This window comes from Vreelandella malpeensis (assembly GCF_020622355.1).
GTDB lineage: Bacteria > Pseudomonadota > Gammaproteobacteria > Pseudomonadales > Halomonadaceae > Vreelandella > Vreelandella malpeensis.
On the sequence record NZ_WHVL01000011.1, the window covers coordinates 1 to 17,130 of the forward strand.

18 protein-coding genes and 1 pseudogene are annotated in these 17,130 nt (G+C 53.6%); 11 read left to right on the forward strand and 8 right to left on the reverse strand.

Annotation, left to right across the window (positions count from 1 at the left end; genetic code table 11):
• Positions 1–843: MFS transporter (locus GEV37_RS16745; protein ID WP_227391414.1), on the forward strand; the 843-nt coding region annotated here is incomplete at its 5' end.
• 351 nt (positions 844–1,194) lie between these two features.
• Here the strand turns inward: GEV37_RS16745 and GEV37_RS16750 are convergent.
• The 3 genes from GEV37_RS16750 to GEV37_RS16755 are packed head-to-tail and all read right to left on the reverse strand — an operon-like array spanning position 1,195 to position 2,371.
• On the reverse strand, positions 1,195–1,635 hold the full coding sequence (locus GEV37_RS16750) for a DUF411 domain-containing protein (protein ID WP_008957442.1): 441 nt from the start codon (positions 1,633–1,635) through the stop codon (positions 1,195–1,197).
• A 13-nt stretch (positions 1,636–1,648) separates the two neighbouring features.
• Entirely contained in the window at positions 1,649–1,783 is a 135-nt protein-coding gene (locus GEV37_RS16980; RefSeq protein ID WP_008957443.1) for a hypothetical protein, read from the reverse strand.
• Between the two features lie 36 nt (positions 1,784–1,819).
• Complete coding sequence (locus GEV37_RS16755; protein ID WP_227391415.1) at positions 1,820–2,371, reverse strand: Spy/CpxP family protein refolding chaperone; 552 nt, start codon at positions 2,369–2,371, stop codon at positions 1,820–1,822.
• Between the two features lie 357 nt (positions 2,372–2,728).
• On the opposite strand from GEV37_RS16755, the gene GEV37_RS16760 reads away from it, so the two are divergent.
• The 9 genes from GEV37_RS16760 (at position 2,729) to GEV37_RS16800 (ending at position 11,348) form a co-directional block, all read left to right on the forward strand.
• On the forward strand, positions 2,729–3,100 hold the full coding sequence (locus GEV37_RS16760) for a copper resistance CopC family protein (protein ID WP_227391416.1): 372 nt from the start codon (positions 2,729–2,731) through the stop codon (positions 3,098–3,100).
• Positions 3,101–3,265: 165 nt separating this feature from the next.
• Complete coding sequence (locus tag GEV37_RS16765) at positions 3,266–4,009, forward strand: copper resistance D family protein (protein ID WP_227391417.1); 744 nt, start codon at positions 3,266–3,268, stop codon at positions 4,007–4,009.
• Positions 4,010–4,292: 283 nt separating this feature from the next.
• Positions 4,293–4,793, forward strand: a complete 501-nt coding sequence (locus tag GEV37_RS16770) for a cupredoxin domain-containing protein (protein WP_227391418.1) — start codon at positions 4,293–4,295, stop codon at positions 4,791–4,793.
• A 14-nt stretch (positions 4,794–4,807) separates the two neighbouring features.
• Positions 4,808–5,473: a response regulator transcription factor gene (locus GEV37_RS16775; protein WP_227391419.1), complete on the forward strand. Its 666-nt coding sequence runs from the start codon at positions 4,808–4,810 to the stop codon at positions 5,471–5,473.
• The gene (locus GEV37_RS16780) at positions 5,460–6,794 is read left to right on the forward strand and encodes a sensor histidine kinase (RefSeq protein ID WP_227391420.1); all 1,335 of its coding nucleotides are present in this window, start codon (positions 5,460–5,462) and stop codon (positions 6,792–6,794) included. The genes GEV37_RS16775 and GEV37_RS16780 overlap by 14 nt, the downstream gene beginning before the upstream one ends.
• Positions 6,795–6,862: 68 nt before the next feature.
• Positions 6,863–8,686 carry a copper resistance system multicopper oxidase gene (locus tag GEV37_RS16785; protein WP_227391421.1) on the forward strand — a complete coding sequence of 608 codons (1,824 nt, stop codon included), beginning with the start codon at positions 6,863–6,865 and terminating at the stop codon, positions 8,684–8,686.
• A gap of 9 nt (positions 8,687–8,695) precedes the next feature.
• Positions 8,696–9,466, forward strand: coding sequence for a copper resistance protein B (locus GEV37_RS16790; protein WP_227391422.1), 771 nt, complete (start codon positions 8,696–8,698; stop codon positions 9,464–9,466).
• Positions 9,467–9,597: 131 nt separating this feature from the next.
• A complete protein-coding gene (locus GEV37_RS16795) occupies positions 9,598–10,008 on the forward strand; it encodes a hypothetical protein (protein ID WP_227391423.1) in 411 nt (136 codons plus the stop codon).
• 167 nt (positions 10,009–10,175) lie between these two features.
• A complete protein-coding gene (locus GEV37_RS16800) occupies positions 10,176–11,348 on the forward strand; it encodes a DcaP family trimeric outer membrane transporter (protein WP_227391424.1) in 1,173 nt (390 codons plus the stop codon).
• Positions 11,349–11,491: 143 nt separating this feature from the next.
• Here the strand turns inward: GEV37_RS16800 and GEV37_RS16805 are convergent.
• The 5 genes and pseudogenes from GEV37_RS16805 to GEV37_RS16825 form a co-directional block, all read right to left on the reverse strand.
• A pseudogene (locus GEV37_RS16805) lies at positions 11,492–11,710 on the reverse strand (transposase); the annotation flags it as partial.
• 378 nt (positions 11,711–12,088) lie between these two features.
• A complete protein-coding gene (locus tag GEV37_RS16810; RefSeq protein WP_081195058.1) occupies positions 12,089–13,129 on the reverse strand; it encodes a L,D-transpeptidase family protein in 1,041 nt (346 codons plus the stop codon).
• Positions 13,126–13,956: a prolipoprotein diacylglyceryl transferase gene (gene lgt / locus GEV37_RS16815; RefSeq protein ID WP_081195060.1), complete on the reverse strand. Its 831-nt coding sequence runs from the start codon at positions 13,954–13,956 to the stop codon at positions 13,126–13,128. The genes GEV37_RS16810 and lgt overlap by 4 nt, the downstream gene beginning before the upstream one ends.
• Positions 13,957–13,974: 18 nt before the next feature.
• Positions 13,975–14,835 carry a F510_1955 family glycosylhydrolase gene (locus tag GEV37_RS16820; protein WP_039181150.1) on the reverse strand — a complete coding sequence of 287 codons (861 nt, stop codon included), beginning with the start codon at positions 14,833–14,835 and terminating at the stop codon, positions 13,975–13,977.
• Positions 14,836–14,926: 91 nt separating this feature from the next.
• Positions 14,927–16,531 (reverse strand): multicopper oxidase family protein, encoded by a 1,605-nt coding sequence (locus GEV37_RS16825; protein ID WP_026001907.1) that lies wholly within the window; start codon positions 16,529–16,531, stop codon positions 14,927–14,929.
• Between the two features lie 319 nt (positions 16,532–16,850).
• On the opposite strand from GEV37_RS16825, the gene GEV37_RS16830 reads away from it, so the two are divergent.
• Positions 16,851–17,048, forward strand: a complete 198-nt coding sequence (locus GEV37_RS16830) for a hypothetical protein (protein ID WP_144983648.1) — start codon at positions 16,851–16,853, stop codon at positions 17,046–17,048.
• The last annotated feature ends 82 nt before the right edge of the window (positions 17,049–17,130 follow it).

The following is a 17,130-nucleotide window of genomic DNA, read 5'->3' on the forward strand; positions in this document are numbered from 1 at the left end:
ATCTCTGCCGCCCTGGTTATATCGGTGATCCTGCCTGCGTCTCACCCCCTAGAGGAAGCCCCCGGCGTCTGGCGTCGCGTTACTCATGGTATGCGGATTTACCTGAAGACGCCCCGGTTGCGCGGGCTACTGGCGTTGAACCTGGCTGTTTCAGCCGCCGGGACCATGCAGATCGTCAACACGGTGGTACTCGTACGCTCGGTGTTGAATTTGGGCGAGAAAGAAGTCGCACTGGCCTTTGCCGCCGCAGGCGGGGGCTCCATGCTAATAGCCTTACTGCTGCCCAAGGTGCTGGAACGGGTGTCCGAGCGGCCAGTCATGCTGCTGGGTGGCGTTATGATGGCACTCAGCCTCTACCTGGGCTGGCTGAGCCCATCGTTTGCGGGGCTTGTCGGGCTATGGTTACTGCTGGGCGCTGGGGCCTCGTTGGTCATGACCCCCACCGGGCGCCTGCTCAAACGTTCATGCCAGCCGGAGGAGCGTCCAGCGCTGTTTGCTGCCCAGTTCTCGTTGTCACACAGCTGTTGGCTAGTCACCTATCCGTTGGCAGGCTGGCTGGGAGTGAACCTGGGACTGACGGGTACGTTCGCTTTGCTGGGAACGGTGGCCCTGGCGGCAACGGGGCTCGCGGCCCTTATCTGGCACGCACATGACCCGATGGCTCTTGAGCACGAGCACGCTGCCCAAAGTCACACCCACCTGCACTACCACGATGAACATCATCAGCACGAACATGAGGGATGGGAGGGGCCGGAACCTCATCGCCATTCCCACCATCATTCCCCAGGCTCACACGGGCACGTCTTTGTTATCGATGACCACCATTCCCATTGGCCATCGTAAAACGAGTAAGGACGCGGGCTTGGGAAATAAACGTGGGATGCGAACTGCCAATCTTACTAACGCGGGTATACAACATGCTCACCTTTTATTAAGGCGTAATATTAATAGGAGGTTTTTGCGCAAAGTAAGCTTTAACAGGCTTGCTAGTGTGGCAATGTGTAGGTGTAAAGAAAACGACGCAATCTTATTTTTAGCTTACCGTAACGAATCGACCCGTAACGCACTAGCAAAGTAAATCCTAAGTTTAATACAGCGCTTTCGTTTTAGTAATGTATGACTTGAATGCGCCTGCTGTACTACAAGAGTCCGTTAGAACGGCGTGCAGACAGCAGGCGAGCTTTTATCACCCTACTAAAGGGTCATAAATGGCTCATCTTCCTGGCCTGTAAACGTGTACACATTGTAAGGGCTTTCTTGTGGCCCCGGCATACCCGGTGTGCCAATGGGCATACCCGCCAAACCGATACCGTCAATATCGGGTTGTTCCTCAAACAGCGCCTGCACGGCTTCCATTGGAACGTGGCCTTCGATCCAATACTCGCCCATCTCAATGGTATGGCATGAACCCAGGCCATAGGGCACGCCTGCCTGCTGCTTAATATCACCCAGCTCTACATCGTCAATAATCGTCACTTCTACGCCGAGCTCTTCAAGATGGCGTGCATAAGCGTCACAGCAGCCGCACTGGGGGTTTTTATACAATGTTGCCTCTGGCGGTAACGCCGCCTGGGCGGAGACCGCCCCAAGCAGCATGGAACCAGAGAGTAAAAGCTTGGTGCTCATATGTTGCATTATTTTCAACTCCTTAGCGTGAACGACTGAAGAGGTATTTGGCCAGCGAAGCGATCGCCAAGCCAATTAATAACAGCATGGCCAGGGGCATCAACCAGCCTAGCCACCCCATTGACCCCATAAAAGCAAAACATTCCGCGTTCATCATGCCATCACTCCTAAAAAAAGAGGCAATCGCCAAGGCTTATTGCGGGCCATGGTGGCTGGGCATGCTTCCTCTCATCTGTTCACGCTGCTCATCGGTCAGTAAGTCCTGCATCTGATTATGCATGCGCACGTTATCAGCCATCATATCGCCATGAAGGTTGGCCATTTGAGCATGCAGCGCCTTTATTTCCTCTGGTTCAGGGCGTTCAGTCTGCATGGTTTGCATCATGTCGTCGCGCAGGTTCATCAATTCGCCCATCCGCTCAAGCTGGGCCGCGCGGTGTTCTTGGCGCATCTCACGCATGGTACTCATCTGCTGCTCGTCGAGCATACCGCCAATGCCGAACATACTCCCCATGCCTTCCATCATTGGACAAGGCATCATCCCGCTTTGCCCTCCCATCATCATTCCTGGGTACATGCCTTCTTGACTGCCCATCATCATGCCCGAACCCATACCGACTTGGCCGTCCATCATATTGCCCTGACCTTGGGCGCCTTGGCTCATACCTTGAGCGAAGATGGCGCTGCTGGGGACACTGAGGCTTGCAGCCAGACCAATGGCAAAGATCATCTTGTGCTTAACCATGATATTTCCTCTTATCATGTTGCTGGTCGAGACATCGCCTTATCCATTAAAAATGGAAGAAGGCGGAGTTAGCTTTCGTTATAAGCCTACAACCTATAGGTGGCCCAAAGGTAAAGGAGAAACCGATCCCAATACCTAAGTGTTGTCACAGATCATTTTTTCCGCCATTTTCAGCCCTGCTTCAGGTTGGCACGCTATAACACCTACACATTTCTTTGAAGATTCATACGACGTCATGCGCCTTGTTCGCCAAACAGGGAAAATGAACGATGTAAGAAGGCTCAACCGAATCAGTTTTAGCGCCTCCGCGATGAAGTAACAATATCCATTCAACCCTGAAAAACATAAGGATACGGTATGCAAAAGAAGACGTGTTCGCTCCCTATCATTCACGCTTCCTTAGCAACGCTGTTGCTGTCGCTAGCAATCCCAGTGCTGGCCCATGAAGGGGCCGCAAGCACTTCGCCTAAGGATGGCGTCACCATTCAGGATTCCCCAGCAGAGATTGGCATCGAGTTTGGTGGCATGATGCGCATCACCCAGTTTGAAGTGGCAGGCCCAAACGGCCCCGTTCCTCTTGATGGTCAGCCAGGCAGTGAACAGGTCGATCGCTACTTCGTAAAGCCCAGTGACACTCTTTCGGCTGGGGATTACCAGGTGCGCTGGCGTGGCCTATCGGATGACGGGCACATGATGTCTGACGGTTTTAACTTCTCGGTCGAGCCCTGACCCGTGGCCTGGTGGTTCTCCGTAAATAGCCTCGACGTCTGGACCGTCGCGATGATTCTCGTGGCGGCTGGGGTTTACCTTAGTGCCCTAGTCGCGACGGGGGCCGTATTGTTTCGTCTAGCGTTTCCCCGACTCCCTGATCACGACCGGAGGCGCGTCGCCCGCATGGGCGTCTTTGCTGCCTGGGCGGGGGTCATTCTGATTCTGTTCCAGTGGCCTTTAGAAGCTGGTTACCTTGGGGGCGGCAATATCGCTGCTGCAACCAACCCAATGCTGCTCGGAATCGTGTTTGAGGGTGCGTCCGGGGGCCGGCTAATGCTGGCGGTAGCTGGCTTGCTGCTGGTTCAGGCGATTCAGCTTAATAACTTAGCGCTCTCGAAAACAGCCAACAGCGTGAGCCTAGTAGGCGTTTTATTGGTGATGCTGGCATTCGTGCAGGTGGGGCATACAGTAAACACCCCACGCCTCGTTCTGGCTGGCTTGCTGATCGTTCACCTGATGGCGGCAGCATTTTGGGTGGCCTCGCTTTGGCCGCTGTTCCATTTAGTAGGACGGGGTCACAACCAGGACAATACCGCCCACATTCTGACCCGTTTCGGGAAAATCGCCATGGGCGGAGTTGGCGTGTTGGTACTGGCGGGCGTCACTTTGGCCACGCTGCTAACAGGCGGTCTCACACCCCTGCTCACCACGGCATATGGACAGTTCTTGATCGGCAAGGTATTGATTGTGGCGGCGCTACTGTTATTTGCTGCCGCGAACAAGTGGCGGCTTGTGCCGGCCTTTGAGAGCGGCGACGCAACAGCCCCAGGACGGTTACAGAGAAGTATTGCACTGGAGATGGTGCTGGTCGCGGTTATCTTGTTGATCACGGCAGTGCTGACAAGAGTGTCATCACCGAATGGGTGACTAACAGGTCAACCACCTTGTTGAGCCGTTCCAGAGCTCGAAATTAACGGTCTCCTTCTTATGGGCCTTACGCTGAGGTTTAGGCGGAGGCTGCCATAGGCAATTGCACCAACAAGACGAAAAGTCATTGCTGCAGCGTTGACTCTAATCAGGGGGGGCAGGATCCATCATCATGTTAGAAATGCTTTTGGGTAGCAGGCCATATTTTTACGTTAGGTTCAGGCTCGTTTCAGGTTTACGCCGTATAAAGAACAAGTGACAATAACCTCTGAGGTAAATGACCATGCGCTACACTCTTTTAACAACGTCTTTGTTTGCCCTTTCATTAAGTCTGATCACGGGCGCGGCGCTGGCTGCACCCGGCCACGGCGGTGGTGGCAATAACCTAACCGAGGCTGACGTTGACCGCACGATCAGCCTTGAGGCTGGCGATATGTGGTTCGACCCTGAAGAGCTAGAACTGGCGGCTGGGGAGGTGGTTAAATTTGAAATCACCAACACCGGCAATTTAGAGCATGAATTTGTGATTGGCAGTAAAGAAGCCCAGGAAGAGCATCGTCAAATGATGCTAGACATGGCAAATGGCGGAGGCCACGATATGTCGAATATGTCACACGGCGGCGGTCACGATATGGCCAGCATGGACATGGCAGGTGTCACCATTGCGCCTGGTGAAACCGGGACTTTATTATGGAGTGTCCCTGACAATGTTAACGAGCTAGAGTATGCCTGTAACATTCCTGGTCATTATGAATCCGGCATGTACGGTAATTTTTCTCTCTAATCTGACGCAGACCCATGAAACTGTTGCTACTCGAAGATGATGATTTGTTAGCAGAAAGCTTGGCAGAGAGTCTCAAGGAGAACGGTTACCTGGTTGATTTGGCCGCTTCATTGAAAGCGGCCAAGTCGCTCATGGCAACCGAGGATTATGAGCTGGCTATTTTAGATGTCGGTTTGCCCGATGGGTCGGGGTTAGATCTTCTCGCTCATTGGCGCAAGCAGAAGCGCAGTACGCCTATTTTGATTTTGACGGCGCGCGATACCTGGGAAGATAAAGTTATCGGACTTGAAACCGGAGCCGATGATTATCTCACCAAGCCTTTCCACGAAGCCGAACTTATGGCTCGCCTGAAGGCCTTGTTGCGTAGGCAGTCTGGTCAGTTATCTCATGTGATTACGCTTAACGGTGTCTCGTTGGATGAGGCGGGTCAACGCGTGTGCTTAGAAGGAGAAACGTGGCGTTCGCTAACAGCAACGGAGTTTCGATTACTGCGCTACTTAATGCTTCATCCAGACCGTATTCACTCGAAAGATCAGCTACTAGAGCAGCTCTACGCCTTGGATCAGGACGCTGCCGCATCTAACTTGGTGGAAGTCTACATCGCTCGTCTGCGCCGTTATCTCGGTAAATCAGTCATTCAAACGCGACGTGGTCAGGGGTATTTCTTTGCTTCACATTGATAGACGCAGTTTACGCATTCGGCTACTCGCATGGTTAGGCGGCGTCGCGCTACTGGTGGTGGTCACCACGTGGCTATTGCACGGGATCTTTTTACAGAGCCTGGCAAGGGATTTTTTAGGTGAACGCTTACAACGTGAAGCAAACCACGCGGTCGCGCAGCTAGAGCAAGACCAAACGGCTGTACCGACTGCGCTCGACTCGGTTAGCCAAGGCTATCAAGTCTTTCATCATCTCTACGTACTCCGTTTCAATGGCTCGGTCAACGCTTCTGACCCGCAATGGCAGCAACAGCTGGCTCCGTTGCTAGATGAGAGCGGCGATGCCCTAATAGATGTGAATCGCGGAACACAGCACATGCTCGTCTATCGCCGCCATTTTGAGTGGCAGGGCACGCAGGGTGTGCTATTGGTGGGCGAGGATTTTTCCCAAGTAGAAGCAGGGCTTGCAACTTTACACTGGTGGGTCGGTGGGATCGCCGCCGTGCTTTTAGGGATGCTCATCATACTCAACATGCTAGCGGTTAACCGTGGACTCATACCACTCTGGCAACTGCGCCAACAACTTGAAGCATTGCGATCAGGCAAACGTGATCGCTTGTCATTAGTAGCCCCTTCGGAGCTAGATGAATTAGTCGACCAGTTGAACTGGTTCATGGACGACATTGATCTTCGTCTGAAGCGCTCGCGAGAATCGGTCGCCAACCTATCACACGCATTAAAAACACCGCTGGCAGCCGTTACTCAAGTACTGCGTGGCAACCGGCCTATTGATGACAACCGGCGCCATAAACTACTCAGCCGTATTGAAGACATTAACGCCCAGTTGGATGCGGAGCTGCGTCGTTCACGTATTGCAGGCCCTAAAGCGGGACGAATGGCCAACGTTACTCGTGATAGCTTACGGCTGATTGAGATGTTACGTAGCCTCTATCCTGAGCGTATGTTCAACCTCGCCCACTCGGCAGGCGAGAAAGACCAAGTGCCTATTGAGGCTCACGACTTTTCTGAAATATTAGGCATCGTGCTCGATAACGCTGGCAAATGGTCGAATAGGTGCGTTAATTGCGATATTGCCGTCTCCGCAACCACACTCACGCTCACCATTGATGATGACGGCCTCGGCGTTGCAGAAGAGGATCTTTCGCGCTTGGGAGAGCGTGGCACACGACTGGATGAACGCCGTCCCGGCTACGGCTTAGGCCTGTCGATTCTTGCGCAGCTAATTGCCCGCTACTCAGGGCACTCGTATTTTGAGCGCAGTCCACTGGGTGGACTGCGCGTTACGATTATCCTGCCTCTAGCGGGTGAAGTAGCTAATTAATCATTATTCAGCTTTGTTTCAGGTTCTTCCATTAAGATGGTGTCATTCATCATTGATGGGAGTTACACATGGCGCGCTCAAGTATCATTTCTCACCCTCTTTCTCGTCGGCAAGTGTTAAAAGGAGGCGCTGCCTTAGGCTTAGGTTCTGCTGCGGCAATGGGGTTAACTCCCGCCTGGGCAAACCCCTGGGGCCGTACCAACGTCTATGCTCAGGGCGTTGAAGAAGGGCCCGAGGTATCGCTGGCGATCCGCCGTGAATCGTTGCCTATTGACGGACAAGAAGCCCAACCAATTACCATTAACGGTACCAGTCCTGGCCCGCTGATTCGTTTGAAAGAAGGTCAAGACGCAGTACTGCGTGTCACCAACCTGCTGGACGAGCCCACCTCCATCCACTGGCATGGTCTCATTCTACCGCCGGAAATGGATGGTGTGCCTGGCGTTAGCTTTGCAGGTATCGCCCCTGGTGAAACCTTTACCTACCGTTTTCCCGTCTGTCAGAACGGTACCTACTGGTACCACAGTCATTCCGGTATGCAGGAGCAGCTTGGCCATGCAGGGCCATTGATTATCGACGCTGCCGAGCGTGAGCCTATCCGTTACGACCGTGAGCATGTGTTACTGCTCACCGACTGGACTTTTGAAGACCCGATGTCGGTGTTCCGTAATCTGAAAACCATGGAAGGCTATTACAACTTCCAAGAGCGCACGATTGCTGACTTCTTTGCCGATGTTCGTAACAACGGTTTTGCTCAGACCGCTGAAATGCGCGGCATGTGGGCTCAAATGCGCATGAGTTCGCGGGATATCGCCGATGTCACCGGCAGTACTTATACCTACCTGCTTAACGGTCACTCCCCCCAAGAAAACTGGAATGCGCTGTTCAAGGCTGGTGAGCGGGTACGACTACGCGTGATTAACGGGTCGGCGATGTCATACTTTGATGTACGTATACCTGGTTTGAAGATGACCGTCGTTGCTGCCGATGGCCAGCCAGTGCAACCCGTTCCTGTTGATGAGTTCCGTATTGGCGTGGCGGAAACGTACGATGTGCTTGTTTCACCAGAAGATGATCGAGCTTATACCATCTTCGCCGAAGCCATGGATCGGAGCGGCTATGCTCGCGCCACGCTAGCCCCGCGTGAAGGCATGCAGGCGGAGATTCCCAAGCGCCGCCAAATTGCCGACCGCGGCATGGAAGCCATGGGTGCCCACGGTATGGGCGGTATGGATCACTCCAACATGGCGGGGATGGATCACTCTGGCATGTCCAACATGTCGGGGATGGATCATTCCAGCATGGCTGGGATGGATCACTCCGGTATGTCCAACATGCAAGGCATGGATCACTCTACTATGGGAGGCATGGCAGCCGAGCAGGCCAAAATAGGCGCAAACGGTTTGCTTCTCGCTGGTGAAGCCCAGCCCGGCTCTCGCTACGACCAGGCGGGCATCGGCATCGACCCCGACGAACGACGCATATTAGTCTACCGGGATCTCAAAGCGATCACACCATGGCCTGATCGCCGTGAGCCAGGCCGTGAGCTTGAGCTGCACCTGACCGGCAATATGGAGCGTTATATATGGTCGTTCGACGGTAAGAAGTTTAGCGAAGTGACGGGCCCTATTCATTTTGTGAAAGACGAGCGGCTGCGCCTAATTCTGATTAACGACACCATGATGGAGCATCCTATCCACCTCCACGGCATGTGGATGGAGCTGGAAAACGGCCAAGGGGAATTGATACCACGCAAACACACCCTAAATGTGAAGCCCGGTGAGCGCGTATCTGCGTTGATCACCGCAGATGCAGAGGGCAGTTGGGCGTTCCACTGCCACCTTCTCTATCACATGGATGCTGGCATGTTCCGCGTTGTTCAAGTTTCTTAAGGAGGCAGTATGAAAATTAAGCGCTACTTAACCCTCGCCAGCGCCGCCCTTGGCATGGCCGCCGCCACGACCGCTCAAGCCGAAGATGGCTATGCGGCACCAGACAGTTGGCCAGCGCCCACTGAGGAACATAATATGGGTATGGCACTGTTTGATCGGCTCGAATATAGCGTGCCTGATAAAGGCCCAGAAGCCGTGGTATGGGACTTTCAAGGCTGGTACGGCGGCGATATCAACCGCATTTACCTAAAGTCAGAAGGCGAAAATGTCCAGGGCGACGGCGAAGATGCTGAGTTTGAGTCTTTGGAACTACTCTATAGTCGTTTAGTGGCTGATTTTTGGGAGTTACAGGGGGGGATCGGTTATCAAGGCGGTGTTTTCTCCGATGATCACGCTGAACGCACCTATGGGGTTGTCGGCCTGCAAGGCGTAATGCCCTACGGCATTGAAACCGACGTGGCATTACAAGTGAGTGAAGATGGCGACGTGGCCGCCAGTTTTGAAGGCGAATACGATCTGCGTCTGACTCAGCGGCTCTACCTACAGCCGCGCACCGAAATTGCCGTAGCTGCCAGTAAAGTTGAGGAGTTTGGTGTGGGTGAGGGCCTTAACTCAGTGCGTGTCGGCATGCGCCTGGGCTACGAAGTGACCAGACGCTTTGCGCCTTACGTGGGCGCTTACTGGGTAAAAGAGTATGGCGATACCGCTGACCTTTCTCGTGCTGGCGGGAATAATACCGAAGATACCGGCGTGGTGGCAGGTGTCAGGTTAATGCTTTAAATCGTTAAGCACTCTATAACTTGCGCCACCGAAAGGTGGCGTTTTTTTTTGCTAATAAACCACTAAATTCAGCTTCAATTCATACTCTAAGGTTATTATTAAATTGTAAATAACCAGCGGAGTAAACCACCATGAAAATTAAAGCAATTGTTTTTAGTGCAGTAGTAGCAAGTATCCTCTCTACACCTGTATTAGCGAGCTTAGGCAATACAACACAGAATCTTCCCTTACTAGAAAGAGGCGTATCTTCTACACAGATGCTTGCCCAGGGGCAACCTAAGCGTTTCAATATTAACATTGAACAAGCGACTACACTGAAAGTAGTGAGTGAGCACTTTCCAGGATTTACCAGCACTGGCAACCGCATTTCAGCTGTTCTTTATAATGAGGCGGGACAGCAGGTAGCAGAAGCTTCCAGCCCACGGGGGCACTTCGAACTTGTTCGTCAGCTGCAACCGGGTAATTATCAGCTTGAGGTAACAGGAAGATCAAGGGGAGGCAGTGATGATAACCCTTATTATGAACTACATGTCGCCTATTGATATCCTTTAGTCTTGACATGAATTAAGAAGGTCAGCCATGAGCTGACCTTTTTTATTGAAAAACTAGTATCTCGGCAAACAAATTCAGCTTTAGTTCAGGAATTTTCGCTAACTTTATAGTGCCGCAATCGGCGTAAAAACAAGACAATTCATAAAGAGGTGTCATCATGTGGAATAACAAGAAGATTCCCTTGGTCAGCATGACGGTTATGGCCTTGGCAATCGGCTCGACGTATGTTTCGGCCCTGGAAACCCAAGTGGGAGAGACCACCGTGGGGCTTTATGGCTACGCCAGGCTGAACATGGCTTACAACTTCGATCGGGATGCCGGATCAGCTAACGAAGGTTACTTTGCTGAAGTCGCAGGATCGGAAGATGAGAGGGATGTCGGGGATCAGTTTCAAGTCACCGCGACACAAAGCCGCATCGGCTTTCGGACCAGTACGCCTGTCGAGGGGAGCACGCTAGACACCGTTATCGAAGGGGATTTATGGTCCTACAACGATGATAATACGGGCTTCAGACTACGGCATGCCTATGGGTCCTGGAATGGCATCCTTGCCGGACAGACCTGGTCGAATTATAACACCTTCGTCGCCGCCACACCCACACTGGATTTCTTCGGCACGGCGGGAAGCAATGGCTATGGGTCGCGCCTAGCCCAGTTGCGCTACACCATGGGAGGATTCTCGATAGCTGCGGAGGATCCAAAGGCACAGCTGGCGGAGAACATCGATGGCTCCGTGCCAGAAGAGGATTTGCTACCGGATAATGACGATGCCGTATCATCGATGCCCGCGTTGAGCCTGCGCTATGAAGATAGTATGGGTGACTTTTCCTACTCAATCGCCGGCATCGCCCGGCAGCTGAAGTACGATACCGGCAGCGAGAAGGATACGGAAATGGGCTATGGGGCCTTCGCCGCAGGTGCCTACCATGCCGGACCGGTGACCTTGAGAGCGATCGTGAACGCCAGCGAGGGGGCGAACAGTTACCTCTATCTGTCTGGCGATTACTTCAACGGTGCCGATGCCTACGTCGATACCAACGGTAAGCTGCAAACGCTATCTGGCTATGGCGGAGCCCTTGGTCTTTCTTATCAAATATCACCACAGTATTCACTGAACGCGTCCCATGGCTATACCGATGTCGAATTGGGCGACCCTACCGTAGGTGGGAATGCAGGTAGAAAGAACAAGAATACATTTCTTAATCTGATGTGGACTCCCAACGAACGCTTGATGTACGGAATTGAGTACGGCTATTTCGAAACGGAGTTGGCCGATGGCCGTGAAGAAGATGCGAGCCGTGTGATGGTGGCTGCCCAGTATAGTTTCTAGGGTGAGTTAGTAGCATAGCAGAGAAGCTGTTTTGATCGATTGCTTGGGCGTATGCCCAAGCTTTTTTATGGTTCTTCGTCACTTCATGTGGGGCCTGATCGAACAGGCGACCCACAATACCACTGTCACTAAACTGAATAAGAAAGATCAGTCGCGTCGGGAACACTTTTGATGACCAAATCGATACAGATGAAGTCGCGCATGGCCTGGCTGTCATAGATGGCATCTTCAAGCGCTTCGTCGACCAGTGCATACCATTGCTGAAGGAAGTAGATCCGCAACATCTGGGCCAGGAACCGTTCCCGGCGGGTGACCTTCTTATTGTTCTGGTGCTCAGCCTGAGCAAACGAGATCTGTTTCATCGAGAACTCTGGCGGGTAGTGGAAAACTGTATTTTGCCCTGCCGGTGGCACTTAGGCAGCAACGGTCGTATTTATGCAGTGTTTCCCTAAAGCGCGCCAAGTGCGCATCTCAGCGTCCCACTCCATTCGGCTCAACCAAAAAAGATAAGCTGTCATGGCACCAATCAGTACAACAACGAAATGTCTTCCAATTCTATGACGCCTAGTCGACATACTGACTTTTTTAGCTATAACGTGATGGTTCATATTTTTTCATACCTAGACACCACTTCATCGCAAGGCTAACCCTATTTCACATATGATTAATATCGACTTTATTCGGGTGCCTGGGAAGCTTGGCTGACTTTTCTCAGCATCCCAAACACCCTTATGAAAGCGTTAAAGACCCACCTCATAAAGCAATATCAAGGGTTGTGCTTGTTCTTCTAGAAGCTCATCCTGAGTTGGCGTATCGATGGGCACTACTTGACCGTCGGATCTCTCCAGCAGTTCTTGGAGTTGTGCATAATTTACCGATTGATCCAAGATGTACTGATTGAGCTTCGGCTGCATCTCAAGCAGTGCTTGTCTGCCGTGGTTCTGATTTTCAAGAAACTGATATACCTGCACGAACGCAGTGCCATCGTCCCAGCCGATCTTGACGGGCTGATCGACGATATTAACCTGAGTGCCTAAAGGCACAGCACCGAATATTGCTTTAACATCTTCCGGAAACATGCGTATGCAGCCACGGCTGGCGCGCATGCCAATGCCGTCCGGATCATTGGTACCGTGAATTAGATAACCAGGAATATCGAGCAGGATGGCATGCTTGCCGAGCGGGTTATCGGGACCCGGCGGCACCACTGAGGGTGCCGGTTCGCCTCGCGCCGCCGCTTCTTCACGCATGGAACGTGGCGGATACCAGGCAGGATCCTCAAGCCGCATGGTAGTGGTGGTAATTCCCAGTGGGGTGTTATAGCCATCTCGACCGATACCGATCGGATAGGTCTCGACTCGCGGCACCTCACCTTCGCCTATCTCCGGAAAATAGTAGAGACGTAACTCGGCGATGTTAATTACAATGCCAGTCCTCTCGGCATCGGGCAGGATATACTGGGCTGGCACGAGCACTTCTGTTCCGACGCCCGGCACCCAAAGACTGACGTTCGGATTAGCCCGACGGATTTCCTCGTAGCCCAGGTTATGGGTACGGGCGATATCGAGGAGCGTATCCGCCTCGTTGTCTACCACTACCTTATAGGCCTCACCAATCAGGTCACCGTACTCAGGCAACCTGTAGTGGCCCTGCGGCCACTCCCCCACGTCTTCAGCAAGCACAGGCGAAGTGCTCAGCAGCGTAGCGATAAGCAACGCCCCTAGCCCCGTTTTAATAATAATGGCAGTAATGGTGTTGGAGTGCCCAAGCGATAGTATCATTGTGTCCTCCTCTCTCGGCGGCGCAGATATAAACCGGGTTGGCTATGATTATCCACCGGTTGTTGGCGCGACCAGGTGATCAGCGCCATGCCGACCAGTATCATAGGGGCAGTCAGCAGCATTCCCATGGTGACCCAGCCAAACGCGAGGAAGCCGATGTGTTCATCCGGCAACCTCACGAATTCAACTGTGAAGCGAAACACGCCGTACAGCAGCAAAAAAAGACCAGAGATCAGACCTCGCCGCCTCGGTTCAGCGGAAAGCCACCACAGCAGCACGAACAGCACCACCCCTTCCAGGGCGAATTCATAAAGCGCAGAGGGGTGTCGTGGCTCTGGGCCCATGTGGGGAAACGGCATCGCCCAGGGCAGGTTGCTGACGCGCCCCGGCAGCTCGTGATTGATGAAATTGCCGATTCGCCCTGCACCAAGACCGATCGGCACCAGTGGTGCGATGAAGTCGGTTAGGGCAAAGAAGCCGAGCCGATGCTTTCGCGCAAACCATAGCGTCGCCGCCAGCACCCCGAGCAGTCCACCATGAAAGCTCATACCGCCTTCCCAAACTTTGAACAGCCATAAGGGGTTGGCCATAAACTGTTCTATTCCATAGAACAGGACATAGCCCAACCGGCCACCAACCACTACGCCTACCGCGGAGTAAAAGATCAGGTCGCTAATGTCATCGTGGGTTAGCTTAAGCCGATTAGCTCTAAGGCGCCCAAGCCACCAGGCGGCGCCGAAGCCCACCACATACATCAGGCCATACCAGTGAATCGCGAACGGGCCGAGGCTGATGGCCACTGGATCAATCTGGGGATATTGCAACATGTGGTATCTCCCAATTCATTAGAGGTGCGACCAATCGCGCCCACCGTTATTACTGATCAGCAGTTGATTGAGGTCATCAACCGCCACCAAACGCTGGGAGTCGTGCGGATCCAGCGCCAGATGCATCAGATAGCGCTCTTCCCAGCCACGCTTGACTACCTCCCAATCCCGGCTGCCCTCCCCAACTCTCAGCAAGCCTACCCCTATCATGAAGGCGTAAAGCTCTCCTTGGCTGGCCACCACCAGGCTCGTAGGGCGACGCTCAGGGTATACTTGTCGCCATCGTTCGCCTCCGTCAGGACTCATCAATAGCCCGGTTTGGGTGGCGGCATAGAGTTGTTCGGGATCACGGCTCGAGGCAGCCAGTGAAATCAGCCCGGCCGGCGCCTGGGCGCGAATCTGCCAATTGGCTCCACCATCCTGGCTGACTTGGAGCTGGCCACCATTAGCCCCATAGAGCACGTCGGGACTGGCCTCACTGATGGTCATCTGATGAAAGTCCACCGGGCCATCAACGCCGATAGCTAATTGTGACCAGCTGCGGCCTGAATCCCGGGACTTAACCACGCCGAGGTTGCCTCCCCTGGCCGGGTGGCCGCTGGCAAAGAAGGTCTCGGCTTCTTCCGGGTGAGGAGCAAAACCCATGAAGTCATGGGTCTCCTCCGAGACCCGGCGGGCCATTCCATCACTACCAACGGCATAGAAGCCATGATGGGTGGCCAACCATAGTCGTTCGCTATCCGCTCGATCGACGGCCAGGCCGTGAATATGGGTCTGCTCTCGCAGTTGCTCAAGACTGATACTACTCGGTTCTCGGGAGCAACCTGAAAGCAAGGTAAGCAGGAAGGCCACGGCGAGTGGCCAGCGATAATAGGTCATGACATCACGTCCTTATCAGTCGTCAGGTGGACAAGCACCACGCAAAGCCAACGCGCAACGCCAAAGCAAAACAAGGCAAGGCAAGGCAAGCTCAACTCACACGGATCGTTGCCATCATGCCTAGCTCTTCGTGTTCGATGATGTGGCAGTGGAACAGCCAATCGCCGGGCTTGAGGAACACCATGCGCAGCCTGAGACGCTGATAAGGAGCCAGGTTGACGGTGTCCTTCCAGGCCAGCCAGGGCGCGTCTCGCCATTCCCTGTCAGCATCGCGGGTAGCGATCACCTGAAAGTGGGTGCCATGCACATGGAAGGGGTGATCCATATGGGAGTTATTGAAGACTTCCCACTCCTCTACCTCGCCAACCTGCCCCTCAAACAGGACGTCGTTCATGGCAAAGGCACGGCCGTTGATCAGAAAATCCACCTTGGGTCGAACCGCTCTATCATCGTCGCTAGCGTGACTCGCCCCATGCCCCGGCCCATGGGTTCCGTGATGGCTGTCACTGCCGCCGTGGCCGGCATGCGGATCGCCATTCACCGCACCGTGATTGTCATGGTCTGGCATCACCTCGGTCAGTTCCACTTGACGTCTCACCACTGGTTCGCCCAGGGGTTCGATATGGGACAAGGGGTCAGGTAACGCGACGGCGGGGTATACGCCAGTATTTAGGGTATGAATCGATAATAGCGAAGCAATCTCGTCCAGATGTGCCGGCTTAGCCCCCATCCAACCACGTGTATAGGGATGACTCGCCAGCTCAAAACTCCTTTCAGATTTCTCGCTGATGCGTACTAGCAGATCGACCCGCTCACCCGGGGTGAGCAGCAACTCTTCGAGTGGTTGTGGTCGCTCGATCAGCCCGCCATCGGTACCGATCAGGGTCAACTCGTGATCTTCCAAGCGTAAACGCAAGTACCGGCCAGCACAGGCGTTGACCAGCCGCAGCCGCAGAGTAGTGCCCGGCGCCACATCAAGACGTGGCTCGCGTTGGCCGTTGACCAACAGAAGCTCCCCCTCGCGTCCATTCATCCAATCTTCGCTGGTATGGGGCGCCACTTCGCCATTCATATTCAGGCGCAGGTCGCTGACCACTAGCAAATGCTCTTCCACCTCCGCGGGCAACACGCCTAATCGGGGCCTGACCAACAATGCACCCGCTAAACCATGAGCTACCTGACGCGCAGTACCTTCATGTGGGTGGGGGTGAAACCAGTGTAACCCTGCACTCCCCCTATGAAAAACATAACGATAATGTCGTGACTCTCCTGGTAATACGGCTTCCCAGGGTGCCCCATCTTGCGACTGGGGCACCGGTACCCCATGCCAGTGCAGCGTCGTTTCCTGCTCAAGCTCATTTATCAGCGTAATGTCTAACTCATCCCCCTCGCGCACCTCAATCAATGGCAACACTTTACCGTTGTAGAGCCACAACTTTGCCTCCAGCCCATCGCTCACTGGCAGCGCATGGGCAGCGGGGGTTAACACACTTTGAAAGCGCCCAACCTGATCACTCAAGTTTGCAATCCGAGGCAATGGTTGAAGGGGTTGTCCTGCAGGGATGCTAGCGTTATCTAGCAGAGCTGTTGGTGACGCCTGTGTATGCCGTCCGGCCAAAGCGTGAACCAATAGGCCAGACCCAGATAGGGCAATACCACCCAGGGTGGTGTAGCGAAGAAATTCGCGACGTTTCATGGCTATTCCTCGTGATTAAAATCATCATCTTGGCCCGCCATAGGCGAGCTGAACGTTCAGCGATGAAGGTTTAAACGCGAGGAGGGCGATCAAAGAGCGCGCGCGGAGCTGGCGACCAGTTGACCAGATAACGAGGCAAGGTCGACGTGGCGGAGGTTGCGTCTTCGATAAGCAACGCAAGATTTACCGCACACTGAGCACAGGGCATACAGCACTCTGCCATATGGGAGGCATCGTGGTCGCCAATGCTGACCGACCCAACAACTTCGATCGCTCCACTGGCTAGATCAATGTCAGTGAACAGACAAGGTTCATCTTCATGATGATCCATCGCCACGACTATCAATGGCTGCGCCAAGGCAAGGCTTATCAGCAAACAAAGCAGCCATTTAAAAGTGGAGCAATTCATGACAAAGAAGTAATCACTATCGAGTGGAGGATATTAAGAGTATTTCATGGCTTCACAGACACACGCAACCCAAGTGCAGCAGGCAGGTTGCCGAATTACCAAAATTGATACAGGTCAACAAACTGCCTACTTTCACGCCCTGAGATGCCTTAGGCATGCCTGAATGCCATATTGAGAATTGACCTAGGTG

Bases quoted from the DNA above. Each gene is read 5' to 3' on its own strand.
- GEV37_RS16775 (WP_227391419.1), top strand. From the start codon at position 4,808: ATGAAACTGTTGCTACTCGAAGATGATGATTTGTTAGCAGAAAGCTTG.
- GEV37_RS16820 (WP_039181150.1), bottom strand. From the start codon at position 14,835: ATGACCTATTATCGCTGGCCACTCGCCGTGGCCTTCCTGCTTACCTTG.
- GEV37_RS16755 (WP_227391415.1), bottom strand. From the start codon at position 2,371: ATGGTTAAGCACAAGATGATCTTTGCCATTGGTCTGGCTGCAAGCCTC.
- GEV37_RS16785 (WP_227391421.1), top strand. From the start codon at position 6,863: ATGGCGCGCTCAAGTATCATTTCTCACCCTCTTTCTCGTCGGCAAGTG.
- GEV37_RS16790 (WP_227391422.1), top strand. From the start codon at position 8,696: ATGAAAATTAAGCGCTACTTAACCCTCGCCAGCGCCGCCCTTGGCATG.
- GEV37_RS16800 (WP_227391424.1), top strand. From the start codon at position 10,176: ATGTGGAATAACAAGAAGATTCCCTTGGTCAGCATGACGGTTATGGCC.
- GEV37_RS16980 (WP_008957443.1), bottom strand. From the start codon at position 1,783: ATGATGAACGCGGAATGTTTTGCTTTTATGGGGTCAATGGGGTGGCTA.
- GEV37_RS16760 (WP_227391416.1), top strand. From the start codon at position 2,729: ATGCAAAAGAAGACGTGTTCGCTCCCTATCATTCACGCTTCCTTAGCA.
- GEV37_RS16830 (WP_144983648.1), top strand. From the start codon at position 16,851: ATGATGATCCATCGCCACGACTATCAATGGCTGCGCCAAGGCAAGGCT.
- GEV37_RS16810 (WP_081195058.1), bottom strand. From the start codon at position 13,129: ATGATACTATCGCTTGGGCACTCCAACACCATTACTGCCATTATTATT.
- lgt (WP_081195060.1), bottom strand. From the start codon at position 13,956: ATGTTGCAATATCCCCAGATTGATCCAGTGGCCATCAGCCTCGGCCCG.
- GEV37_RS16750 (WP_008957442.1), bottom strand. From the start codon at position 1,635: ATGCAACATATGAGCACCAAGCTTTTACTCTCTGGTTCCATGCTGCTT.
- GEV37_RS16825 (WP_026001907.1), bottom strand. From the start codon at position 16,531: ATGAAACGTCGCGAATTTCTTCGCTACACCACCCTGGGTGGTATTGCC.
- GEV37_RS16795 (WP_227391423.1), top strand. From the start codon at position 9,598: ATGAAAATTAAAGCAATTGTTTTTAGTGCAGTAGTAGCAAGTATCCTC.
- GEV37_RS16770 (WP_227391418.1), top strand. From the start codon at position 4,293: ATGCGCTACACTCTTTTAACAACGTCTTTGTTTGCCCTTTCATTAAGT.
- GEV37_RS16765 (WP_227391417.1), top strand. From the start codon at position 3,266: ATGGGCGTCTTTGCTGCCTGGGCGGGGGTCATTCTGATTCTGTTCCAG.